The organism is Magnetospirillum sp., assembly GCA_027532905.1.
In the GTDB taxonomy this organism is placed as follows: Bacteria; Pseudomonadota; Alphaproteobacteria; order CACIAM-22H2; family CACIAM-22H2; genus Tagaea.
Genome location: JAPZUA010000002.1, coordinates 704,024 through 726,263, shown reverse-complemented (window position 1 = coordinate 726,263; position 22,240 = coordinate 704,024). Strand labels below are relative to the sequence as shown.

The window sequence follows — 22,240 nt, the reverse complement described above, 5'->3', positions numbered from 1 at the left end:
CACGGCTTTCCACCAGGAGCATAAGCATGGCGGCAGCGTCCACCGAGCGAGTTGCGATCGATGCGGGCTGGCTCGTCGCGTGGGACGGCACGCAGCATGTCGCGATCGAAGGCGGCAGGCTCGTCTATTGCGACGGGACGATCCTGTTTGCGGGCGATCCGCGCGACGCTGCCTGCCCAGCCGCCGACCGCACGATCGATGCAGGCGACCGGCTCGTAACGCCGGGTCTTGTCAATCTGCATTGCATCGCCAATCTCGATGCGCAGGTCTTCCGCAGCGATGCAAACGTTCCAGGCGTGCCGAAGCCGCTCGCATTCGTGCGCGATGGGGATGCCCGCCATTATTGGGATGCCGACGATCTGCGCGCGAGTGCCGAATACGCGATGGCGACTTTGCTCAAGAACGGCACCACAAGTTTTGCCATGGTCACGGGCGGGGCCGCCAAGCTGTGGGACGAACACGTAGGCGAACCCGACGCGATCGCCGACGCCGCCGACCGTTTTGGCGTGCGCGCATGGTTGGCGCATTTCTATCGCGAAGCGGTCGATGCGATCGAACCCGACGGCACGCGCACGAAATTGTGGGACGAAAAACGCGCTTATGCCGGGCTCGAGCGCAACGTCGCCCTGATCGAGCGCCTGCGTGCACGCGGCAATCCGCGTCTGACGGGCTTCTTGTTTCCGTACCAGGCCGGCAATTGCTCGGCCGATTTGCTGCGCGAAACGATGCGCCAGGCGCGCGCGTTGGGCGACGTGCATATCCGCACGCATATCGCCGAATATGCCGACGATCTGGCCGCGTCGCTCGCGCGCACCGGCAAGGCGCCGCTCGAATGGCTTATCGACACCGGCATGGTGGGCCCCAATGTGTGCCTTACCCACGCGATCTACACGCGCGATTTTGCGGAGGTCGAAGCGCTGGCGCAGACGGGGACGAGCGTTTGCCATTGCCCGCTCGTGAATGCGCGCGAGGGCGATCTGCTTGCCTCGTTCGACCGCTACCGTGCGGCCGGCCTCAATCTCGGCATCGGCACCGATACGTTTCCGCCGGACTTGATCGAAGAAATGCGCATCGGCTCGCTGTTGTGCAAGGTCGCGGACAAAAAGCGCGGTGCGGGCAGTGTGGCCGCGTTTTTCCATGCCGCAACGGTCGGCGGTGCGACCGCCCTCGCCCGGCCCGATTTGGGGCGGCTCGCGGCCGGAGCCGCCGCCGACATCTGTATCTGGAACATTTCCGACTTTCGCCACGGCCCGAGCGACGATCCGATGCGCAGCCTCGTGCATTTCGGCAGCGGGCGCGATTGCGACACGGTGATCGTCGCGGGCCGCGAAGTGCTGAAAGGCGGCAAGATCCCCGGCCTCGACGAGGCCGAATTGATGCACCGCGCCCAGATCGCATGGGACAAATACAAAGCCCGGCTTGCGAGTTGGGCCGGCGATGCGGCCAACCACATCTATCCCTCCGCCCTGCCAATGCGGCGACGGCTTTGAGTGGCTTCTATTTACCTACTTCCGCAAAATTTTCCGTTCTTGAAAAATTCCTTTCAGTGTGATCGAATCGGCTATCGGCGTCGGGTTCTGCTCGGCGGCGGGCGCTGTTTGACATGTGAATAATTTTTAGCGAGGCGAAGCGCCGCAATGCGCTCGCCAAAATCGGTAACCGAAAATCGTCGGGGCGGTTACATCTTTTGTTTTTCAATAGCTTAAATAGGCGACCGTCGCGAGTTGTCGCGTTTGGTAACCTATTCTTTGTGGTCGTGGGCGGATCGACTGGCCGCGCGTTTTCTGGGATCGCGGCAAGTGCTGCGCAGATGCGCCGTTAAGCCCCTGGAACTCCGCGCGGCAACGGTGTATCCCCGTGCCGTTCCAGACCACAGACGTGCCCCAGGGGGAGCTCCGTTCCAATGCAGAAGATCAAGGTCGCAAATCCGGTTGTCGAGCTCGACGGCGACGAAATGACCCGCATCATCTGGAAGATGATCCGCGAGCGTCTGATCCTTCCCTATCTCGATATCGATCTCAAATACTTCGATCTCGGCATCGAGCATCGCGACGCCACCGACGACCAGGTCACGGTCGATGCGGCCAACGCGATCAAGAAGTACCGCGTCGGCGTCAAGTGCGCGACGATCACGCCCGACGAAGCGCGCGTGAAGGAGTTCGGCCTCAAGCAGATGTGGCGCTCGCCCAACGGCACGATCCGCAACATTCTCGACGGCACAATCTTCCGCGAACCGATCATCTGCAAGAACGTGCCGCGCCTGATCCCGGGCTGGACCAAGCCCATCGTGATCGGCCGCCATTCCTTCGGCGACCAGTATCGCGCCACCGACTTCACGATCCCGTCGGCGGGCAAGCTCTCGATCACCTTCACCTCGAAGGACGGCGAGACCAACATCCGCCATCAGGTGTTCGACTTCCCAGGTCCGGGTGTGGCCATGGCGATGTTCAACGTCGACGAATCGATCCGCGGCTTCGCCCGCGCTTCGTTCAATTACGGTTTGAACCGCGGGTACCCTGTGTATCTGTCGACCAAGAACACGATCCTCAAGGCGTACGACGGGCGCTTCAAGGATCTGTTCCAGGAAGTGTTCGACGCCGAGTTCGCGGCCAAGTTCAAGGAAAAGGGCCTCACCTACGAACATCGCCTGATCGACGACATGGTGGCCTCGGCCCTCAAATGGCCCGGCGGCTTCCTGTGGGCGACCAAGAACTACGACGGCGACGTGCAGTCCGATACGGTCGCGCAAGGCTACGGCTCGCTCGGCCTCATGACCTCGGTGCTGACCACGCCCGATGGCCAGTGCGTGGAATCGGAAGCCGCCCACGGCACCGTCACGCGCCACTATCGCGAGCACCAGAAGGGCAAGGAAACCTCGACCAACCCGATCGCGTCGATCTTCGCTTGGTCGCGCGGCATCTGGTATCGCGGGCAGTTCGATCAGACGCCCGAGGTCTGCCTCTTCGCCAAGACGCTCGAGCGCGTGTGCGTCGAAACGGTCGAGCAGGGTTTCATGACCAAGGACCTCGCCGTGCTGATCGCACCGGACGCGCCGTACCTCTCGACCAACGCGTTCCTCGCCAAGATCGACGAGAACCTCGTCAAGGCGATGAACTGACCGCGATGCGCAGCGCTGCGCAGCAAGCCTAAGACGGCGCGCCGATGTCGGAATCCATGTCCCGATACCGGCGCGCCGTGCGCGCTGCCGACGATGGCGCCGGCGGCGCCTCGGGCAGCAATGTGGCCCTCGGCGACCATATTCTGATCGACCTCGCCAAGCCGCTCACGGCGTTCAATCGGCCCGGTGCGGAAGCGTTTTCCGCGATCGACAAGCGCTTCGCCGACGCCGAGCACGTTGCCTATGTGTGCGAGCCGGACCGCTCGGTGCGCATTCGCACGGCCCAGCGCCTGCGCGGCTTCAACCGGTCTGGCCTGCTCAATCTGCTCGATTCCGGGGTTCTGCGGCGGCCGAGCGGGCGCGATGCCTACGGCTTCGTGTTCGAAAAGCCGGTCGGCCTCACGCCCGCCCGCCGTGCCTGGGGTGGCTGGACGCCCAAGGTGCTCATCAACAATTTTCTGAAGCCGGCATGCGCTGCTTTGGCCGAACTTGCCGAGCGCGATGCGATTCACGGCTCGATCCGGCCCAACAACGTCTTCCACCAGGACACCAAGGGCCAGATGTTTGCGCTGGGTCCTTGCGTGCTGGGCCCGCCCGGCTTCGACCAGCCCGCAGCTTTCGAAACGATCGAGCGAGCCCTCGCCACACCCGACGGCAAAGGTGCCGGCGGCAGCATCGACGACATGTTCGGCCTCGGCATGACGCTCTATTGTTTTGCCACCGGTAAATATCCAGGCGAAGGCCAGGACCCCGACGCGCTGATGGCACGGCGCCTCGCTTACGGCTCGATCAGCGCCATGGTCGATACCTCGCAGGTGCCAAGCGAACTCCTGGACGCCGTCGTCTCGCTGCTCGACGACGACATCAAAGAACGCTGGTCGCTCGCCGCCCTCACCGATTGGTGCAACGGTCGCCGTCCCGAACTGTCGAACCGGCGGCCGGCTGCACGGCGCGGCACCACGATCCAGATCGGCCCGGTCGCGTGCCTGGAGCCGCGCGAACTCTCCTACGCGATCACCCGCTATCCGGGTCCGGCCGCGGCGGCCTTGCATCGCGGCGACATCGCCGTGTGGCTCAAGGCCAACGACGTCCAGCGTGTGCTCGCCCTTGCCGTCGATGAAACCGGCAAGAAGGAAGCGCAGGAACTGCTCGCGAGCGATGCCGTGCAGCTCGGCCGCGAGGCGGTGCGCTGCGATCCGATGGGGCCCGTGCGCTATCGCGATCTGTCGTTTTTCCCGAACGGGGCCGGGGCCGTCATGTACGCGGCCCTGCTCGATCCGGGCAAGCGGGACCAGATGCAGGAGCTGTTCGGCGCGCGCCTCGTGCATCTGTGGGCGAAGGCCGCCACCCCGCTTGGCCTCGTCGACGAGCAAGCCAAGATGCTGCTCGACGTCGAAGACCGCATCTCGCACGGGCTCGAGAAGATCGAGAGCGCCCTCTACATCCTCAATCCCGATGCGCCCTGCCTTTCGCCGGCAGTCTCGGGCACCTGGGTCGATGCGGTGGGTGATCTCTTGCCGGTCATCGAGCACCAGTTGCAGAACGGCAGCTTCGATCCCGATCCGCATATCGTGGCCTTCTTGAGTGCGCGCGGCGGCATCAAGCCCGCCGACCTCATGGCGCTCAAAACCTTCGACGGCAAGGATCCGCGCGCGGCGGCAACGGTGCTGAAGCTCGGCGTGAAGCTGCAGATCGAAGCGGCCGGCCGCCAGCTCCCCAATCTGTGCCGGCTCTGCCTCAAGGCCGCACAGGCGCTGATCGGGCGGCTGCGCCAGCCGCATGTGCGCGAAGAGCAGATGCAGAAGGCCGATGCAGCGGCAAGCGCCAACGACATCCAGACCCTCGCCGACCTCGCGACCGACCCGGTCGTGTTCGGCGGCGACGGTGCGGAGTTCATGCGCGCCAAACACGAATGGGACGCCAACCAACGCATCCTCGACATGCGCGAATCGATCGAAGACGCCAACCGGCGCATGGCGCGGGACAAGGGCCAGGAAATCGCGCTGCTGATTCTGTCGGCAGCGGCGGTGATCACCGTGCTCGTGCAACTTTTCTTCCAACTCGTTCGCAGCGGGTGATCCCATGCAGCTCAGCACAGCCTACAATGCGTTCGCCATTCTCGCAGTTTCGATTCTGCTGGTGGGCGTGTTCATCTTCCGGCCGACGATGCTGATCTACGTGGTCGGCGTATTCGCGCCGGCAGGTGCGGTGCTCGCCCTCGAATCGAGCGGCAATCGCTTCGTGTCGCTGGGCTGTGCAACCATGACCTTCGCCGCCGCAGGGCCGGTTATCCTTGCAGGCCTCCTCGATCCCACGCGCAATCCGGTCGCCGAGCCATCGGCGTGGCTCGTGCCGATCCTGGCGGGAGGCTTCGGCATGTCGATCGCGTTCATCAGCCCGCTGATCGTGCAGCTGCTGCGCGCGCGCGGCCAGGTCGACAATTTCACGCAGCTGCAGACGCGCCAAGACGAATTGCGCGCCGCGTGGGGCGATGCGTTCGATCCGCCCGAAACAAAGGGCTGAGGCCATGCGCAGTTTTTCGACACTCGCCGTGATCGCACTGACCGCTCTCCTTGCGGCCTGCGGCGGCGCCCCTGCCCCCAGCATCGACGGACCGATCCGGTTGGCAGAGATGGGCTCGTTCCATGTCGGCGGGCGCGATGTCGCGATTTCAGGCCAGCCGGTGCGCGAAACGCCGGTGGCACCTGGAGGCCCCGTCGCGCGCATCGATCCCAACGGCGTGTTCGCGGTCGAACATGCCTATGTGCAGTATTTCGTGCCCGCCGCCGTGCGCAGCGACGTGCCCTTGCTGCTGATGCATGGCGGCGGCATGACCGGCGTTGCCTTCGAAACCACGCCCGACGGGCGCGAAGGCTGGCTCAATTTCTTTCTGCGCCGGGGCTGGCCCGTCTACAACGCCGACGCGGTCGAGCGCGGTCGGGCGGGCTTCGCGCAGTCGCCGCTGGTGTTCGCGGGCGAGCCCGTGTTTCTCGCCAAGCCCGAGCCGTTCGAGCGCTTCCGCATCGGCGGCGGCCCCGGCACCTACGCGAAGCGCGAAGCGCTCGAAGGCACGCAGTTCCCGGTCGAATATTACGACGCGTTCGCCAAACAATTTGTGCCCCGCTGGACAACGACCGACGCCGCCGTACTCGCGGCCTATGTGGCGTTGGCCGAGCGCATCTGCCCGTGCGTGCTGCTGGCCCATGCGCAAGGCGCGCAATTCGCCTTTCGCGTCGCCGAAACGCTGCCCACAAAGGTGCGCGCGATCGTGGCGATCGAGCCCGCAGGCTTCGGCGATCCGGCCAAGGCCGCGAGCCTCGCTGGCGTGCCGGTCGCTTCCGTCTACGGCGATTTCATCGACCAGGATGCCCGCTGGCCCGCCATCAAGGGCAACGGCCTGCGCTATCTCGAAGCGCTGCGGGCCGCCGGCGGCGCTGCCGAGGCGATCGACCTGCCGCAGCTCGGCATCCTCGGCAACAGCCATCTGCCGATGATGGACAAGAACAACGCGGCCGTCGCCGAGATCATCAATCGCTGGCTTGCGGCGCGCGGGCTGTGGCGCTGAGGGCGCGCACGCGCTCGCGATGCAGCGCATACAACCCCGACGCGAGAATGAGCCCAATGCCGCACCACGCCGCAAAATCGGGCAGTTCGCCCCACACCCACCAGCCGAGAGCCACGGCGAATACCATCGCCGTGTAGCGGAAGCTGCCGGTCATCGCGATGTCCCCGATGCGCATCGCCTGCACCATCAGCAGATACCCGGTGCCGACGAGCAGGGCCGCCGCAGACACGCCGATCCACGCGCTCGGCCCCATTGGCTGCCAGCCCGCCGACAAAGCAAGCACGCTGGTGGCCGCCGTCACAGTCAAGGACATCACGAGGGCGATCAGCAAGGCTGGCAATTCGGGCGGCAGGCGGCGCGTGGCCACGTCGCGAAGGGCGAAAAAAAGCACCGAGGACGCCGCGAGCAGCAGCCATAGATCCACGCCGTCGGCGGTCGGCCGCACGATCAGCAGCACGCCCACAAAGCCCGCAAAGATGGCGCCCACGCGCCGTATGCCGATCTTCTGGCCGAGGAAGATCCATGCCAGCGGCAGCAGCAGCAAAGGTGTGGCCATGCCGAGTGCCGTCGCGATCGCGAGCGGAACGTGCGGTAGCGCCGACATGAAGCCGAGCGAGCCGATCGTCTCGCTCAGCGCGCGCGCCCAGACGAGTGGGCTTGCGAGCATGCCGACCCGCTTGAAAGCCCCGGTCGCGTAGGCGAGAACGGCGAGCACGAAGGAAACCGCGAGCCCGCGCACCGACATCGCCTGCATCATCGGCACGCTCTCGGCTACGTGCTTCATCGCGGCGTCGTTGAACACGAACACGGCCGATGCAAGCGTCATCGCACCTGCGGCACGGATATTGTCGGAACGCCAAACGCTCACGATTGGGCCGATGCCGCCAACCGGCGCGCCGCTTCTGCTTCGACCCGCTCTTTGAGCAGCGGATACTCGGCGCAGACGCGTTTGAATTCTGCCGATCCAAGCTCGAGCAGCTCGCAATCGACATTGGCAACGACCGTCGCGGAGCGCGGCCGATCCGAGAGCAGCGCCATTTCGCCGAAGTAGCTGCCCTGCCCAAGCCGCACGGTGCGGCCCGGCACATGCACTTCGAGCTCGCCACTCAGCACGAAATACATGCCGTGCGCGGGCTCGCCCTTGCGGATCACCACGCTGTCCTTGGGCATCGCGCGCGGCTGCAGCAGGCGCGCGATCGACGCGATCACGGCCGCATCGAGATCGGCGAAAATCGGTAGCTTCGCGACCAAGCGCCAGGTAACGAGAAAATCGCGGCGCTTGAGTTCGACCGCAAAGCCGTTGGCGAGAATGCCGGCGGGGAGTGCGAACAGCGCAATGCCGATAAGCATGACCACGCCGGTCGCAAGCCGCCCGAAGGGTGTCACCGGCGCCATGTCGCCGTAGCCGACCGTCGCAATCGTGACGATGCCCCACCACATCGACGCCGGGATCGAGGCAAACATGTCGGGTTGGGCGTCGCGTTCGAGATAGTACATCACGCTCGAGGCAAGCAGCAGCAACGTAAGCATCGCCGCAAGGGCGGCGCCGAGCGGGCGAATCTCGGTGCGCAGCACGGAGAAAACGAGATCGAGCCCCGGGAAATAGCGCGTGAGTTTGAAGACCGCAAGCAGCTCGACGATCTCGATCACAGCGCCGCCGAGCCCCAACACGCGGTCGCCGAAGAAATACACCAGCGGGATCGCCGCATCGAGCAGGCCGAGCGGCGAATGAAGATATAGGCGGCGCGCGTTCGACGCCGTCATCGCACCTTCGTGGTACTGCTCGGGTGCTATCCAGAGGCGCAATCCCCACTCGCATGCAAACAGCAGCCCGATCGACAGTTCGAGCCATCCAAAGGTACCGAGAACGTCGCGCCCGAAGGTCGGCACCGTGCGGAACACGCCTTCTGCCAACCACGCGAATATCGCGAGCGTGAACAGCGCGTCGCAACTCCGGCGCAGACGTGAGGGAATGCCGTCGTTCTCGAGCAGCGAGAAAGCGCGCGCGCGGGCCGACCGGATCATCGCGCTTTCCTCGGCGGCTTGGGTGCCGAGTCGAGCCGCCAAGGGCGATGGGCAAAGCGGCGCATCATAAAATCGACGAAGGCGGCAATCTTCGGTGTGCGATGCCGCGCGGGCGGATACAGCACCGAAATCGGCAGGCTCTCGACGATGTTGTGTTCTTCGAGCACCGGCACCAGGCGCCCGTCGCGCACAAAATTCGCCAAGGCGAAATCCGCAAGCCGCACAAGCCCCAGCCCGCGCACGCCGAGTTCGAGCACCCCCGAAGCGCTGTCGGAGGTCGCAGGGCCCGAAACCGTAATGCTGCCATCGCGAAACGGCCAGCGCGCCAAAGCGGGCATGCCCGCCATCACAATGCAGTCGTGCGCGAGCAGGTCGCCCGGCAGAAGCGGTCGGCCGCGCTCGGCAAGGTAAGAAGGGGCCGCACAGACGATGCGATGCGCATCGCAGATCTTGCGCGCGATCATGCGCTCGTCGCCGATCGGCCCGACGCGCACGGCAAGATCCGCACCGACGGCCACCAGATCGACATGCGCATCGATCAACGCCATCTCGACCTTCAACTCGGGATGTCGCGCCAGAAACTCCGGCAAGGCCGGTGCAAGTTGCTGGATGCCAAAGGAATTGCCGACATTGATGCGCAGCAGCCCGCGCGGGCGCTGGCGAAACGATGCCGCTTCGTTTTCCGCCTCGCGAATATCCGCGACGATGCGCTGCGCACGGCGGAAAAACACGTCGCCCTCCGGCGTGAGCGTTACGCGCCGCGTGGTGCGCTGCAGGAGGCGCACGCCCAACCGCGCCTCGAGCCGCGCCACGAGTTTGGACAGTGCCGACGGGGTGAGTTTGAGCGCGCGCGCGGCCGCCGAAAAACTGGCGCGTTCGGCCGTCTCGACAAAAGCCGCCATCTCGCCCGCCGAATCCACCGCCCCTCCCCCCGACGCTAACGTCTATTCGTGATGGAATTTCACAAACGATAGTCCGAATCACCCGATTATCGCCAGCGAAGATCGCGCCGACAGTGGGGACGTCGCAAACACCGGTCCCGGAGATCGCCATGACGCCCCCCGCCCGCAACCCGATCGACTATCCGGCCTATGTCCAGAAGGCCCACAAACTTCGCGCCGAAGCGCTTGCCGCCATTCTGGCGGATATTCGCCGATGGTTGCGCGCCGCACTGCGTAGCGGCGGCGCGATGCGGCCAGCACCAACCCGCTAGCGCTTTCAAAACGCGCGTCGATGCGGCACCATGCGGCCCTAAACAGACGAGGGACTGCAATGGCCAATGACCCGTACGATTTTGCGACGCGCGCGATCCATGCCGGTGCCGCACCCGATCCCACGACGGGTGCGCGCAGCACGCCGATCTACCAGACCACGGCCTACGTCTTCGACGACGTGGACCATGCCGCGTCTTTGTTCAACCTGCAGACCTTCGGCTACATCTATTCGCGCCTGACCAATCCGACGGTCGCAGTCCTGGAAGAACGGCTGGCGAGCCTCGAAGGCGGGCGAGCTGCCGTATGCGCGGCATCGGGCCATGCCGCCCAGCTGCTCGCGTTTTTCTCGCTGATGGAGCCGGGCGACGAGTTCCTCGCCAGCCGCAATCTCTATGGCGGTTCGATCACGCAGTTTGCGCATGCCTTCAAGAAGTTCGGCTGGATCTGCCATTTCGTCGATCCGGCCGATCCGCAGAATTTCGCGGCCGCCCTCACGCCCAAGACCAAAGCGATTTTCTGCGAGGCGCTCGCCAATCCCGGCGGTTCGATCGTCGATCTCGAACCGATCGCCGCGATCGCCAATGCCGCCCGCATACCGCTGATGGTCGACAACACGCTCGCCACGCCGTTTTTGTGCCGGCCCTTCGAATGGGGCGCCGACATTGTGCTCCATTCGACCACCAAGTTCCTTGCTGGGCACGGCAACGCGATGGGCGGTGCGGTGATCGAAAGCGGCCGCTTCGACTGGCTCGGTGCGAACGGCAAATTCCCGTCGATGACCGAACCGGACCCGGCCTATCACGGCCTCAAATTCGCCGAGACGTTCGGCGACTTCGGCTATTCAATGAAAACGCGCGCGGTGGGCTTGCGCGATCTCGGCCCTACCATGGCACCGCTCAATGCATTTTTGACCATCACCGGCATCGAAACGCTGCATCTGCGCATGGCGCGGCACGTGGAAAACGCACAAGCAGTCGCCGAATATCTGGCGGCCCATCCTGCCGTCGCGTGGGTCTCGTATGCGGGCCTCAAAACAAGCCCCTACCACGCGCTTGCCAAAAAATATCTGCCGAAGGGGCCCGGGGCCGTGTTCACCTTCGGCGTCAAAGGCGGCTTTGATGCAGGCGTGCGCATCGTCGAAGGCGTCGAGTTGTTCAGCCATCTTGCCAATGTCGGCGACACGCGCTCGCTTATCATCCACCCCGCCTCGACCACGCATCGCCAACTCACGCAAGCCCAGCAGATTGCGGCAGGCGCCGGTCCCGACACGATCCGCCTGTCGGTCGGGCTTGAGGGCAGCGACGATCTGATACGCGATCTCGACCGCGCCTTGGCGCGCGCGGGCGGCTAAGCGCTATTCGGCCGCGACAGCGCCGGGCTGGGCAGGTATGGTCGCACGCGGTGCCGCCCCCGCACGGTCGTTCGGCAAGAACGCGCCGATCGCCGCAACAAAGGCAGCCGCTGCCGACAGCACCATGAAGAGCCAGAAGAAGCCGCCGGTGCGGTCGTAGACCTGCCCGATCAGCGGCACGCACGCGGCCGCGACGCCAAGGGCGAGCACGAATTTGGCGCCGTATGCCGTGCCACGCCATTTGCCCGGCGTGAAATGCGCAAGCATGCCGTTTTCGGCCGGCAATGCGCCGACATTCACGAACACCATCGCGATCGCGATCGCCAGAAGCGGCCACGAGTCGAGAAACGCCGCGACGAATAGCACGGGTGCTTGGATCGCAAAGGCCGCCACATAGACCCGCTTCATCGCATAGCGGTCGGCCAATCGCCCGCCAAAATACTGCGCCGACGCCGCAATCAGATAGACCGTCGTGACGAGCGCGCCGGTGCCGAACACGCCGCCCGCCGTGATGTCGCGCAGACGGTCGTCGAAGAGTTTGGGCAGCATGACCATGAAAGTCGAACCGATGAGGCCGACAAACGTCATCGTGAAAGACAGCAAAACGAAGGCGCGCACCGCATCCCCACGCGTGGGCTCAGGCGTCGGATTCACGTCGCGCGGCGTGTCGACAACGCGCCCTTGTGCCGCACACACCCATAAGGCAAGGCCAATCGCAAAGGCGGTGACGCCGGGCACGATGAAGGCCGCGCGCCACGATATCCAGTCCGTCAGCAAACCCGCCGCAAGCGGTGCGAGTGCAATGCCAACGGCCCCGTAGACGCCGTTGACGCCGAGCGCCTTGCCGCGATCCACGGCCGTGCGCACCAGCCACGCCATGCCGACCGGATGGTAGATCGCGGCGAACATGCCGATGGCGCCAAGCCCGACCGCGATCTGCAGCGGCGAGCTCGCAAAACCCGTCGCGATCGCGGCAAGACCGCTACAGATGAAGTAAACTACCATCATGCCGACGGCCGACCAGCGATCGCCAATCCACCCCGCCGGCAAGGCCGCCGCACCGAACAGAATCTGGCCTGCCAGCATCAGCGCGATCAGTTCGCCGTAACTCATCGACCACGCGCTCTCGAGGGCGAGTACGACGGTTGGGAACAGCATCGTCAGCAGATGCGAATAGCTGTGCCCGACATTCGAAAATGCTTGGGCGAGCCCGTGCGACGGTTGTGCCTGTGCCATATCCGCAGAATGATCCCCGGACGCAGCCGGAACAAGCATGGAATTGTCGCCGAACATTTCGAACCGCATATGACTTCCGACATCAACGATGCGGCCCGACTCGGCAAGAATTGCAACATACAAGGCATTGTCAAGGCCGAATCCGAACGTCGAAACCGCAAAAAACACGGCGTTCGTGATTACGGACGTAGTCAGATGTATACAACCATTCAGCCGTTATCGAGAACTCACTGCAACTGTTTTCTCCCGTGCCGTCCCCGCCGAGCGGAACGGCCGCACGGGCCGTCCTGTTCAGGGTCGGAAATAGTTCAGAATCGCAACGCGGACTTTCGATGCGAATCGGCTACGTCCGTGGATTCGCTCGATTTCCAGCAACACGCCCGGCGGATCGGTTGCTTCGCGCTTTGCAATGTAGGAAAGCGCCTCCCAAAACTCCGGCTCGAGGCGAATCGACGTGCGCCGCCCACCGATCCAAACTGAACGCGGTGTGATTTCAATACATTCGTAGGCAGATTTGCGCCCCCGTCCGCGCGTCAGGACTTTGCCTTGCCGACCGCGCCCGGCCAGCCCATCAAGGGGGCGCGCGCCGGAACTGTTTCTCGACGTCGACCGCGCGTAGTCCATCGTGGAGTCGGCATTCCCATGGCCGTTTTTGATCCGAGACGCACGCAGCGACTGCAAAAGGGGCATATGGGCCATTCCTTGCTAAAGAATTTCAGGTATCCTGCATACAAACGCGGTCTGCCTCCGCACTTCCACCGCTTCGAGGGTGCAGAAATGCCTGGAATGGATTTGGTCTCGAATCTTCGTGCTGCGTTGGAGCGGCGTCGCATCACTTTCAAAGCGGCAGCGCGCATGTGCGGGCGCAGTGCCGATACGATCCAGCGCATCTTCCAGGGCCGAACCGCAAAGCTCGACGCGCAAGACATCGTCGCGATCGCGACCGCCGTTGCCGAAGAGCGCAGCGACGCCGCAGAGCGCGACCGTTTCCTCTTCGAGGTCTTCGAAATCGACAGCAAGCCTTCCGCACAGGACGCGGATCTCGACCGCCGAATCGTGCGTCTCGAGCGGCTGTCGCTGCCGCAACCGACGTGCCTTTGGTTCGACGAAAGCGGCATCGCCACGCGCCATCCGCGCACCGATCTTGCGGCTCTCGCTTACGAGATCCTCGGACTGAAACCAGGGCGGGAAGACATCGTCGCGTTTGCCTGCCGCAATCTCGGTTTCGTCGGCATGAGCCTCGACGCCATCGGCACGCTGCGTCTTCACTACGCCCCCAACGTCGCCACGCGCCAGGCGCTGACGGCGGCACGCGACTGGCTCGGCGAGCATAGCGCGGGGATCAAGCGCGTGCTGCGCAACCGCTTTGCGAACGGCGACGCGTTCGACTTGCCGGAAAGCGAGACGCCGTCCGATGCGATCGCTGCTTTGGGTCGGCGCATTCTCGCGGCGACGCCGCTGCCCCCCGGCGAATGGGTGGTCGAGCGCCGGAGCATTGACGAAACGCCGGATCCGCTGCGCGACACGCTGCGGTTGGCGCATGCCGGCAGTTCGCCGATGACCGGGCTTGCCGCCGCGAACAAGCTCCGCGCGGCGCACATCTATTCGGTCATCGACGGAGAGGCTGTGTCGCTTCAGATGAGTTCGGCGCACGAACTGCCGACCGCGCGCTATGTCGGCCGCCGGGTCCTCGACCGGCCGACCGACCGCGACTTCGCCGCACTCGTCGACCGCCATCTGACCGAATCGCTGCGTGAAAATTCAGCGACCCTCTACAAGCTTTCGTTGCGTATCGGCGGAAATCGCCGCAACTATTGGCGGCTTGCCCTGCCAGACCGCAATTCGGGCATCGTCGTTTCCGCCCCCTGGGAACCGCCGGAGAGCCAGACATGAAAACTGTCCCCTTCCTCGATGCATTCTCGGCTGAGGCATTGCCCGCACATCTGCGGCGAGCAGCATCGATGAAGGCGGTCCGACTTGTGGGGGCTTTGCGGAAGGTGGGTTTGGAACCGGAGGTCGGACATTCGCTGGCCGAATATTCAATCTACGCGAAAGAGAATTCGCAAAGAATGTCGCTTTCGCCGGTTTTCGACGGCGCCTACCACTCCGGCGGCACGGCCGACACAATGATGCTGTACGGCCTGCGCGGCGACCAAGCCGTCGCGAGCTGCGGCGCGCGGCTGATCTGGCTCGGCACCAACCTCGCCGACGCGATGGAAAACCAACGCTTCTGGTTCGGCGACGACGGCGCGCCGCGCGGCGCCGAAACCTGCCTTGTGACCGCACCGAGTGCGCGCATGCTCGAGCATGTACATATCGCGTGGGTTGGGGCGGGCAGCAATTTAAGCGGCGAAAAAGGCGCCATCCTGCCGATGATCCGCCTCGTCAATCTCTACGCGCTTGCAAACTGGCGCTGGACGACCTGCGTGGGCATCGCCGAACCTGAGATCGCCTATGTCGAGAACCGCGAAAAGCCGTTCTCGCGCGCGCACGACATCTACGGTTTCGCGAGTGCGGAAGCCGACATCCGCCGAGGCGACCGCCGCTTTATGCTGATGACGTCGCCGCGCCGCTATCTTGAGGCGTGCGCTATGTCGCCGGGCTACGCGGAGATCGAACTGGCTCCGGCACCTGCAGGGCGCCCCGAAGAAGCAATCAAACGCCCTGCCTGACGGCAAGCACGCAGCAACGCACGGCGAACGGCGAACGGCAGAGAGCCTTGCGACTTACGCCGCCTAACCGCTCCGCCGTCCGTCATACCGTTTCCGCGCGCCTACTTGGCCGCGAGTGCCGCCAGCATCGTCTTCAGGCGACGCTTCAGTTTCTCGTCCTGAATCGAAGCAATCTTGCGCGCAATTTTGGCCGTGTCGTCGTCGATCTTGCGTTCGAGCTTGCTCGGGTTGGTGCCCTTCACTTCGGCCTTCGGGGTTCCGAGACCGTCAAAGAAATAAACGACCGGCACGCCGAGCACGGCGGCAAACTGCCACAGACGCGACGCCGAAACGCGGTTGGCGCCGTTTTCGTATTTCTGGATCTGCTGAAAGGTGATCCCGCAGGCCTGCGCAAGCGACGTCTGCGACATACCGAGTTCAATGCGGCGACGGCGCACGTTGCGCCCGACCTGGACATCGACCGGCGTCGTGCGGCGGGCCTCGGCGCGCGACTTGCGGCGCTTGACCTTGCCGCGCGATGCATTTTCGGATGTAGCCATCGTCTCTTCTCCTGTTAATCGACTCGCAAGGGGGATGTCTTTTTTTTAACGCCATTTGTATGGTGAACACAACATATTTGGACCACGATTGTAGTACCCGCTGCGGGCGTTGCGCCGCAACACACCGCACTTTCAGTTTTACATCCGCAGTAACCTCGCGCCAAGACCATTAAGTTGTGCGATTACAAAAATTGCATCGGCGATGAAGTAAACTAATGCGGCGCGCGCGACGCGACTTCAAATTGCTCAAAGTGACGTATTGAGGCTACACTCGTCGCGTTGTGCGCGCGACGCACGAGAACACAAGAAACACAAAAGCAAGAATGTCTTCCGTTCCCATACCTTTTCCGGCGCGCCGCGTCTCCGGCTTCGACGAACCCCCTGCACCCAAACGCGACGGCGACGGTCGTCCCAAAGGCTTGCCGCCGGGCCCCGGGCAACCGACAGCCTTGCAGCGCGCGTGGCTGGCACGCGGCCTCGGCGAACCGGGCGGCAAACTTCCGCTTTTCGTCGGCGATGGCCGCAAGATCGATCCGCGCACAGTCAAAGCCTGCCTCGACAAAGGTTGGTGCGAACCATGGTACGCCAACCCGTTGAAGCCCGACTGGCTCGTCTGCAAACTCACGCCGGACGGTCGGCGCTTGTTCGAGGCGGGTTGAGACAATGGCAGTTCCAAGCGGCTTCGGCGCGCGCGTCGCGCGCTGCTTTCTGCCTTTTGCCGCCGGCTATTTCCTGTCCTATTCGTTCCGCACGGTCAATGCAGCGATCGGCCCCGATCTTTCGGCCGAATTGGGACTGCAGCCGGCCGCTTTCGGCACGATCACGTCCGCCTATTTCGCGACCTTTGCGCTGGCCCAAGTGCCGCTCGGCATCGCCCTCGACCGCTGGGGACCGCGGCGCACGCACGCGTTTCTGCTTCTTTTTGCAGTTGCGGGGGCCTGCATCTTCGCGTCGGCCGACACGATCATGGGACTTGCGGTCGGGCGCGCGTTGATCGGGCTCGGTGTGTCGGCCAGCCTCATGGCTGCATTCAAGGCCAACACGCTCTACTGGCCGATCGAGCGACTGCCGCTTGCCAACGGTCTGCTACTCGGCTTCGGCGGCCTCGGGGCCGCAAGTGCCACACTGCCGGTCGATTGGCTGCTCGGAATCGTCGATTGGCGCTTTGTCATCTACGGCATGGGCGTATTGACGGTCGTCACGGCCGCTGCGATTTGGTTTTTCAGCCCCGACTCCCCGCGCCGCGGCGGCAGCGAGACGGCGGCAAGCGAATTGGCCGATGTCGGGCGCATTCTCGGCAGTGCGGCCTTTTGGCGCTTTGCGCCACTGACGGTCGCAACGCACGCGGTTTTCTTGGCTTACCAGACATTGTGGGCCGGGCCGCACATGCGCGAAATGTCCGGCATGAACCGCGGCGACGTCGGCATCGGCATGGCGCTCGTCACGGGGGCGATGGCGTTCGGCTATCCGATGCTGGGCGCCCTTGCCGATTGGTTGCGCCAGCGCGGCATTCCGCCAGTGCGCACATTCGGCTTCTATTGCGCGCTGTTTGTCGCCGTGCAACTGCTGCTGCTCGCCAATCCGCCCGGATACGCGCACGCCTTGTGGGCCGGGTTCGGGTTCCTGGGTTGCGGTACGATTCTCGGCTACGCGGTTTTGACGCAGAGCTTCGCCGCCGCGCTCTCGGGCCGGGTCAACGCGACGCTGAATCTTTTTGTCTTCGGCATGGCGTTCGCAGCCCAAGCCGGCATCGGCGGCGTGCTCGCCGCCTTCGCCCAAGACCCGGTCCTGGGCCATGGCACGGCGCTTGCGGTCGCCATCGCCTTGCAAATTGCATCGCTGCTCTGGTTTATGCTAGCCAGAACCAAGTCCGTACTGGCGCCTGCGAGCGCCCCGGCCGGAGACAGCGAAAACCATGTTCAAACGTCCGAAATTCGAGATCGCAGTCTATAACGAGCATGTGCGCGCCGCCGTATCGCGCGGCGAACAGCACAAGCACTACAAAGATGAGTGGCAGAACCAGCATTTTATCGAGATTGCCGCCGCGAACGAAAAGGAAGCGATGATGCGCATCCGCGCGCGCTATCCCCAAGACCAGGGCTTTGTAATCCTGGCCTGCCGCGAAATAACGGGCGAATGAGCCTGGCGCTGCGGCTTCGCGCCCGGGCAAAGCGGGTCGGCTATGCACTCGCAGGGCTCGTACTTGCGACGCTCGCGCTCGTCGGCAACGCACAAACAACGCGTGCCCAGGATGTGCGTGCGATCCTGGAGGATCCGACCGGCTTTTGGCTGGTGGCGGAAACCGGGCCGCCGGTCAGCACCGGGCTTGCCGCCATCCCGATTTTCGGTGCGGCCGCGCGCGCGCAAATCGGCAATCCGCGCGCCGTCTGGGACATAAGGCGCGAGGCGGACAACTCGCTTTCGATCCAAATCCGCCCGCGCGATCTCTTGTTCCGCAACGTCGCGGTTGCCGGCGAAGCGTTGACGGCCGAGACGCTTGCACCCGACAATCCGAACACACGCGTGCGCCTCGAAGTGCGCATCGCCAACGGCCAGCTTGCCGGTACGCTCGCCTTCGAAGGCTTTACGCTGTCGCTTGAGGGACGCCCGCCGCCGTCGGTCGCAGCCCTGCGCGAGGCATTGGTCGCGGCACGCGCGCGCCTCGACGAAATCGACGGGCCCTACGCGATCCCCGAGATCGAAAAACTGCGGCTCGAAAACATCGTGCTGATCGAGCGCATCCGCCGCGTCGAAGGCGAACTTGCGGCACGCGCCCCGAACCGTGCCGCCCCCGCCGCAAGCCCGGCGCCGAGCGCTGCTTTGGGCGGCCAGATCGCCATGCGCGGCCTTGGCCTCGACCTGCAGACGCGCGGGGTCGCCCGCCTTCGCAGTGCGCCGGATGCAGCCGCTCCGCAAATCGCAGCTCTGCAAACAGGCCAACCGCTCGCCAAACTCGGCGACGCCGCACGCGGCGGCTGGAGCTTGGTTGCGACCGCGCAAGGAACGGTCGGCTATGTTGCAAACGGCGAGATCGGCCCGATCGCGCAGACGTCCGCTACGGCCGCTGCCGCGCGTGCGGCACGCGAAATTTCCGTAAGTTTCCCGAGTTGGGACACGGGACGCATCGGGCGACGCATGACTGTTGCCGAGCCGGGCTTCATCAGCCTCGTCGGGCGCGTGCGCGGCGACGGCACGTTGCGCGAGGTGCGCATTGCCGATGCGCAAACCGTTTCCAACCGCGACGGCAGCTTTACGGCCGTGGTCCCCGTCGAACGCGAGGGACGACGCGTGCGCATCGAAGCGCAGTTCACTGCCGGTCCACCGGCGGTTCTGGAATTCGAGATCGCCGTCGGAAGATAACGAATTCAATCTGTTGTGGGCGTTTCCGGACAATCCTCGCAAATTGCAATAGACTGTATGAATGCCGATTGTCCCCGTCCTGCCGATTGTGCCGGCGTCTGTGACCGGCCATCACACGCAACCGCCGCCCGCACCCGGCGCATTTGCTGCGGCGATTCAAGGTGCGCAAACCGCCAAGGCGATCAAGCCCAGTGCGGCGACCACAAATTCCCGCGTTTCACGTCGATCGACCGAAACTGACGACAGTCTCGACGAAGAGACCAACACGCTCGACGCCAAGGCCCATTTCCGTCCTGGTGCCCACATCCTCGACGTCGAAGCGTAGAGCCGCGGGTCAAAATCCCGATCAGCGTGCCATCGCGCGTTCGACGCGGAGTGCCAGCACGTCCGGCGTCACCGGCTTCACGATGTAACCGTTGGCGCGCAAGGCGCGCGCGCGTTCGGCGAGTTCGCCGGTTGCCGTTGCCGTCAGCAGGATCACGGGGATCCGCGCGATATGGATCTCAGGCCGCTCGCGCAATGCCGCCAGGAACGACATGCCGTCCATCGGCTTCATGCCGATGTCGCACAGAATGACGCTGGGCAACCGCTCGGCCGCTTCGATATCGGCCATCGCTTGCGCGCCGTCGCGCGCTTCGGCGACGAAGCCGAAGCCGAGCTGCGTCAGCATTCGGCCCATCATCGCGCGCACGACGGCCTGGTCGTCGATCACCATGGCGCCAAGTTTGGCGTAGCGTTCGTTGCTCATGCGCGCTGCGGCTCCGCACCGACAGGGGTTGCTGCCGCCAATGCCGCGCGCAGCTGCTCGCAGGCATTCTCGAAGCCGGGCTCGAGACCGGCAAGCTCGGCCGCCACACTCGCCATGTCGGCGCGCAAGGCCGCCGCCTCGATCCGCCGCGCGATAGCGCCCACGCCGATCGTGCCGATCGAGCGTGCGGCACCGGTCAATGCGTGAGCGGCTTGCGCCGCCTCGCTCGCATCGCCTTGGTCGACGGCCGCGCGCAAGGCCGCGATCATCTGGCGCCCGCCTTCGGCGAACAAGGCGACGACCTGGTCGCGGTCGGCGGCCGCGTCTTCGTAGAGCAATGCCAGCGCCGTCGCATCGACCGCACCGCCGACGGCCGGCGGCGGCGTCTCGTCGTCGACGGTTTGGACCTCAGTGCGGCCGAGTGCGCGCGCCAACGCACCGTCAAGGGCGGACAGCGTCACGGGCTTGGAAATGAAATCGTCCATGCCGGCCGCAAGCGAGCGCGCCGCCTCGCCCGCGAGCGCATTGGCGGTCAGCGCCAGGATCGGCGTGCGCGCCATGCCGTTGCGCTGCTCGTGGCTACGAACCATTCGCGCAAACTCGAACCCGTCGCAAACCGGCATGTGGCAGTCAGTCACGATCGCGTCGATGCCGCCCTGCTGCCAGCGCGCAAAAGCGAGGCTGCCGTCGACGGCGCTGTCGCTCGAATAGCCGAGCTTGGCGAGCTGGCGCGACAGGACGGCGCGATTGGTGGCGTTGTCTTCGGCGACCAGGATGCAATAGCGGTTGGCCGGGCGTACGGCCGCGGCCGCAACGCGTTTTTTCGGCGCCAGAATTTCACCCGACACTGCGCGCACGAGCGTGTCGCGCCGCACGGGACTGAGCAGATAAGCATCGAAACCGCGGTCGAGGGCTTTCTTGCGCAAATCCGCAATATCGGCGTCGCTGGCGAGAACCAACCGCGTGCCGTAGAGCACGGGCGTGCCGCGAATGGTCTCGCCGAGCACGAGCCCATCGATTCCGGGCAGCGCGTACGCCACGAGTGCCGCATCGAACGGCCGCCCGGCATCGGCCGCCTGCTCGAGCAGATCGAGGGCGGCATGCGCCTCTTCGGCAATCACGATCTCGGCATCGGCAGCGCGCAGATAGCGTTCGGCAAAGTCGCGCGCGACCGAGGGGGTTGCCACCAACGCCACGCGCAAACCTGCGAGCATCGGTGCCGCCGCCGCCATCGGGCTCGCCTCGCCGGACTCGAGATCGATTTCGAACGCGAATTCCGAACCTTGGGCCGGCGCACTCGCAACGGCGATGCGCCCGCCCATCAGATCGACAAGATGCTTGCAGATCGACAGGCCGAGCCCCGTGCCGCCGTAGCGCCGATTGGTCGAGCTGTCAGCCTGGCTGAAGGGTTTAAACAGGCGCTTGAGCGCGGTCTCGTCCATGCCGATGCCGGTATCGCGCACGGCCACGCGCAGACGCGGCCGTGCCCCTGGTTCGGATCCGGCGCCCGCCGCGACCGGCCCCGCCTCCACCACCACATGGCCGTTTTCGGTGAATTTGATCGCGTTGCCGATCAGATTGAACAGGATCTGCCGCAGCCGTACCGGATCGCCTTTGATGACGGTTGGCAGATTCGGATCGACGAAACAGGCAAGGCTCAGCGCCTTGCGCCGCGCTTGCGGTGCCAGCGTTTCGACCACGCTCTCGACGATCGCTCGCAGCGACAGGTCGATGCGCTCGAGATCGAGGCGGCCTGCCTCAATCTTGGAGAAGTCGAGAATGTCGTCGATGATCGTGAGCAGCGAGGAAGCGCTGTCGCGCACGACGTCGAGCATCGAGTTCTGCTCGGGGTCGAGCCCGGTATCGGACATGAGCTCGAGCATTGCGATGACGCCGTTCATCGGCGTGCGGATCTCGTGGCTCATCGCGGCCAGAAAGCGCGACTTGGCTTCATTGGCGGCCTCGGCCACGTGGCGCATCGACACGAGCTCGGCCTGCACGCGCTTGCGGTCGGTCACGTCCATGTAGGTCGAAACGAAGCCGCCTTCAGGCAGCGGGTTCGAGTGCACTTCGAGCACGCGGCCGTCGGGTCGCGTCACCTCGAAGCTCGGGCTCTGAAGGCCCGAGCGCCACGTACGGAACGCCGCCTGAACGTCGAGGGCCCCGCGCGCCACCAGAAAGCGCGTCATCTCGCCCTGCGGATCAGCGGCTTGCGTGACCGTTTTTGGCACCGCGTAATATTCGACGAAGCGCTGGTTGTAGGCGATGACGCGGAAGCCTGCGTCCGAAACGACCACGCCCTCGTCCATGTTGTCGAGCACAGCGCGCAGCAAAGCGCGTTCGCGCGCCAATTCGCGGGTCAGGCGCGCGATCGTGGTTTCCGGCTTTTCCTTCGGCGTGGGATCGTCCATC

General features: G+C 64.7%; 22 protein-coding genes. 14 read left to right on the top strand and 8 right to left on the bottom strand.

The genetic code is table 11. From position 1 onward, the window contains the following. The first annotated feature begins 26 nt into the window (after positions 1 to 26). The 5 genes from O9320_11425 to O9320_11405 all read left to right on the top strand — a co-directional run bounded on the left by O9320_11425 (position 27) and on the right by O9320_11405 (position 6,683). On the top strand, positions 27 to 1,490 hold the full coding sequence (locus tag O9320_11425) for an amidohydrolase family protein (GenBank protein MCZ8311460.1): 1,464 nt from the start codon (positions 27 to 29) through the stop codon (positions 1,488 to 1,490). A gap of 413 nt (positions 1,491 to 1,903) precedes the next feature. Beyond that, positions 1,904 to 3,118 (top strand): NADP-dependent isocitrate dehydrogenase, encoded by a 1,215-nt coding sequence (locus O9320_11420; protein ID MCZ8311459.1) that lies wholly within the window; start codon positions 1,904 to 1,906, stop codon positions 3,116 to 3,118. Between the two features lie 44 nt (positions 3,119 to 3,162). Further along, positions 3,163 to 5,196 carry a hypothetical protein gene (locus tag O9320_11415; GenBank protein ID MCZ8311458.1) on the top strand — a complete coding sequence of 678 codons (2,034 nt, stop codon included), beginning with the start codon at positions 3,163 to 3,165 and terminating at the stop codon, positions 5,194 to 5,196. 4 nt (positions 5,197 to 5,200) lie between these two features. Continuing rightward, entirely contained in the window at positions 5,201 to 5,641 is a 441-nt protein-coding gene (locus O9320_11410) for a hypothetical protein (protein MCZ8311457.1), read from the top strand. Positions 5,642 to 5,645: 4 nt separating this feature from the next. Then, a complete protein-coding gene (locus O9320_11405; GenBank protein ID MCZ8311456.1) occupies positions 5,646 to 6,683 on the top strand; it encodes an alpha/beta fold hydrolase in 1,038 nt (345 codons plus the stop codon). Here the strand turns inward: O9320_11405 and O9320_11400 are convergent. From O9320_11400 to O9320_11390, 3 genes are read right to left on the bottom strand one after another with little or no spacing between them, the layout of a single operon-like run. Beyond that, positions 6,646 to 7,551, bottom strand: coding sequence for a DMT family transporter (locus O9320_11400; protein MCZ8311455.1), 906 nt, complete (start codon positions 7,549 to 7,551; stop codon positions 6,646 to 6,648). The two genes, O9320_11405 and O9320_11400, sit on opposite strands and share 38 nt — an antisense overlap. After that, positions 7,548 to 8,708 carry a cyclic nucleotide-binding domain-containing protein gene (locus tag O9320_11395; protein MCZ8311454.1) on the bottom strand — a complete coding sequence of 387 codons (1,161 nt, stop codon included), beginning with the start codon at positions 8,706 to 8,708 and terminating at the stop codon, positions 7,548 to 7,550. The genes O9320_11400 and O9320_11395 overlap by 4 nt, the downstream gene beginning before the upstream one ends. Beyond that, complete coding sequence (locus O9320_11390) at positions 8,705 to 9,628, bottom strand: LysR substrate-binding domain-containing protein (protein MCZ8311453.1); 924 nt, start codon at positions 9,626 to 9,628, stop codon at positions 8,705 to 8,707. Before O9320_11390 ends, O9320_11395 begins: the two co-directional genes overlap by 4 nt. Before the next feature lie 131 nt (positions 9,629 to 9,759). Here O9320_11390 and O9320_11385 point away from each other — a divergent pair, with 131 nt between their 5' ends. Further along, entirely contained in the window at positions 9,760 to 9,921 is a 162-nt protein-coding gene (locus O9320_11385) for a hypothetical protein (GenBank protein MCZ8311452.1), read from the top strand. A gap of 59 nt (positions 9,922 to 9,980) precedes the next feature. Continuing rightward, the gene (locus O9320_11380; GenBank protein ID MCZ8311451.1) at positions 9,981 to 11,273 is read left to right on the top strand and encodes an O-acetylhomoserine aminocarboxypropyltransferase; all 1,293 of its coding nucleotides are present in this window, start codon (positions 9,981 to 9,983) and stop codon (positions 11,271 to 11,273) included. Between the two features lie 3 nt (positions 11,274 to 11,276). On the opposite strand, the gene O9320_11375 is transcribed toward O9320_11380, so the two are convergent. Beyond that, on the bottom strand, positions 11,277 to 12,509 hold the full coding sequence (locus O9320_11375) for an MFS transporter (protein ID MCZ8311450.1): 1,233 nt from the start codon (positions 12,507 to 12,509) through the stop codon (positions 11,277 to 11,279). 291 nt (positions 12,510 to 12,800) lie between these two features. Further along, positions 12,801 to 13,199 (bottom strand): ribbon-helix-helix domain-containing protein, encoded by a 399-nt coding sequence (locus tag O9320_11370; GenBank protein MCZ8311449.1) that lies wholly within the window; start codon positions 13,197 to 13,199, stop codon positions 12,801 to 12,803. Between the two features lie 96 nt (positions 13,200 to 13,295). Here O9320_11370 and O9320_11365 point away from each other — a divergent pair, with 96 nt between their 5' ends. Next, a complete protein-coding gene (locus tag O9320_11365) occupies positions 13,296 to 14,402 on the top strand; it encodes a helix-turn-helix transcriptional regulator (protein ID MCZ8311448.1) in 1,107 nt (368 codons plus the stop codon). 176 nt (positions 14,403 to 14,578) lie between these two features. Further along, a complete protein-coding gene (locus O9320_11360) occupies positions 14,579 to 15,181 on the top strand; it encodes a hypothetical protein (protein ID MCZ8311447.1) in 603 nt (200 codons plus the stop codon). Between the two features lie 101 nt (positions 15,182 to 15,282). Here the strand turns inward: O9320_11360 and O9320_11355 are convergent, their stop codons facing one another. Next, positions 15,283 to 15,720: a helix-turn-helix transcriptional regulator gene (locus tag O9320_11355; protein MCZ8311446.1), complete on the bottom strand. Its 438-nt coding sequence runs from the start codon at positions 15,718 to 15,720 to the stop codon at positions 15,283 to 15,285. 419 nt (positions 15,721 to 16,139) lie between these two features. Here O9320_11355 and O9320_11350 point away from each other — a divergent pair, with 419 nt between their 5' ends. The 5 genes from O9320_11350 (at position 16,140) to O9320_11330 (ending at position 19,405) form a co-directional block, all read left to right on the top strand. Next, complete coding sequence (locus O9320_11350) at positions 16,140 to 16,379, top strand: hypothetical protein (protein ID MCZ8311445.1); 240 nt, start codon at positions 16,140 to 16,142, stop codon at positions 16,377 to 16,379. Between the two features lie 4 nt (positions 16,380 to 16,383). Continuing rightward, positions 16,384 to 17,673, top strand: a complete 1,290-nt coding sequence (locus O9320_11345; GenBank protein MCZ8311444.1) for an MFS transporter — start codon at positions 16,384 to 16,386, stop codon at positions 17,671 to 17,673. Continuing rightward, the gene (locus tag O9320_11340; protein ID MCZ8311443.1) at positions 17,636 to 17,860 is read left to right on the top strand and encodes a hypothetical protein; all 225 of its coding nucleotides are present in this window, start codon (positions 17,636 to 17,638) and stop codon (positions 17,858 to 17,860) included. Before O9320_11345 ends, O9320_11340 begins: the two co-directional genes overlap by 38 nt. After that, complete coding sequence (locus tag O9320_11335) at positions 17,857 to 19,080, top strand: SH3 domain-containing protein (protein MCZ8311442.1); 1,224 nt, start codon at positions 17,857 to 17,859, stop codon at positions 19,078 to 19,080. Before O9320_11340 ends, O9320_11335 begins: the two co-directional genes overlap by 4 nt. A 61-nt stretch (positions 19,081 to 19,141) precedes the next feature. Further along, positions 19,142 to 19,405, top strand: coding sequence for a hypothetical protein (locus O9320_11330; GenBank protein MCZ8311441.1), 264 nt, complete (start codon positions 19,142 to 19,144; stop codon positions 19,403 to 19,405). A gap of 21 nt (positions 19,406 to 19,426) precedes the next feature. Here the strand turns inward: O9320_11330 and O9320_11325 are convergent, their stop codons facing one another. Together O9320_11325 and O9320_11320 are read right to left on the bottom strand one after the other, a co-directional pair. Continuing rightward, positions 19,427 to 19,828, bottom strand: a complete 402-nt coding sequence (locus O9320_11325) for a response regulator (GenBank protein ID MCZ8311440.1) — start codon at positions 19,826 to 19,828, stop codon at positions 19,427 to 19,429. Next, positions 19,825 to 22,239, bottom strand: a complete 2,415-nt coding sequence (locus tag O9320_11320; protein ID MCZ8311439.1) for an ATP-binding protein — start codon at positions 22,237 to 22,239, stop codon at positions 19,825 to 19,827. The genes O9320_11325 and O9320_11320 overlap by 4 nt, the downstream gene beginning before the upstream one ends. Position 22,240 lies beyond the last annotated feature (1 nt).

Bases quoted from the DNA above. Each gene is read 5' to 3' on its own strand.
- O9320_11425 (MCZ8311460.1), top strand. From the start codon at position 27: ATGGCGGCAGCGTCCACCGAGCGAGTTGCGATCGATGCGGGCTGGCTC.
- O9320_11420 (MCZ8311459.1), top strand. From the start codon at position 1,904: ATGCAGAAGATCAAGGTCGCAAATCCGGTTGTCGAGCTCGACGGCGAC.
- O9320_11415 (MCZ8311458.1), top strand. From the start codon at position 3,163: ATGTCGGAATCCATGTCCCGATACCGGCGCGCCGTGCGCGCTGCCGAC.
- O9320_11410 (MCZ8311457.1), top strand. From the start codon at position 5,201: ATGCAGCTCAGCACAGCCTACAATGCGTTCGCCATTCTCGCAGTTTCG.
- O9320_11405 (MCZ8311456.1), top strand. From the start codon at position 5,646: ATGCGCAGTTTTTCGACACTCGCCGTGATCGCACTGACCGCTCTCCTT.
- O9320_11395 (MCZ8311454.1), bottom strand. From the start codon at position 8,708: ATGATCCGGTCGGCCCGCGCGCGCGCTTTCTCGCTGCTCGAGAACGAC.
- O9320_11385 (MCZ8311452.1), top strand. From the start codon at position 9,760: ATGACGCCCCCCGCCCGCAACCCGATCGACTATCCGGCCTATGTCCAG.
- O9320_11380 (MCZ8311451.1), top strand. From the start codon at position 9,981: ATGGCCAATGACCCGTACGATTTTGCGACGCGCGCGATCCATGCCGGT.
- O9320_11375 (MCZ8311450.1), bottom strand. From the start codon at position 12,509: ATGGCACAGGCACAACCGTCGCACGGGCTCGCCCAAGCATTTTCGAAT.
- O9320_11370 (MCZ8311449.1), bottom strand. From the start codon at position 13,199: ATGCCCCTTTTGCAGTCGCTGCGTGCGTCTCGGATCAAAAACGGCCAT.
- O9320_11365 (MCZ8311448.1), top strand. From the start codon at position 13,296: ATGGATTTGGTCTCGAATCTTCGTGCTGCGTTGGAGCGGCGTCGCATC.
- O9320_11360 (MCZ8311447.1), top strand. From the start codon at position 14,579: ATGTCGCTTTCGCCGGTTTTCGACGGCGCCTACCACTCCGGCGGCACG.
- O9320_11355 (MCZ8311446.1), bottom strand. From the start codon at position 15,720: ATGGCTACATCCGAAAATGCATCGCGCGGCAAGGTCAAGCGCCGCAAG.
- O9320_11345 (MCZ8311444.1), top strand. From the start codon at position 16,384: ATGGCAGTTCCAAGCGGCTTCGGCGCGCGCGTCGCGCGCTGCTTTCTG.
- O9320_11340 (MCZ8311443.1), top strand. From the start codon at position 17,636: ATGTTCAAACGTCCGAAATTCGAGATCGCAGTCTATAACGAGCATGTG.
- O9320_11335 (MCZ8311442.1), top strand. From the start codon at position 17,857: ATGAGCCTGGCGCTGCGGCTTCGCGCCCGGGCAAAGCGGGTCGGCTAT.
- O9320_11330 (MCZ8311441.1), top strand. From the start codon at position 19,142: ATGCCGATTGTCCCCGTCCTGCCGATTGTGCCGGCGTCTGTGACCGGC.
- O9320_11325 (MCZ8311440.1), bottom strand. From the start codon at position 19,828: ATGAGCAACGAACGCTACGCCAAACTTGGCGCCATGGTGATCGACGAC.
- O9320_11320 (MCZ8311439.1), bottom strand. From the start codon at position 22,239: ATGGACGATCCCACGCCGAAGGAAAAGCCGGAAACCACGATCGCGCGC.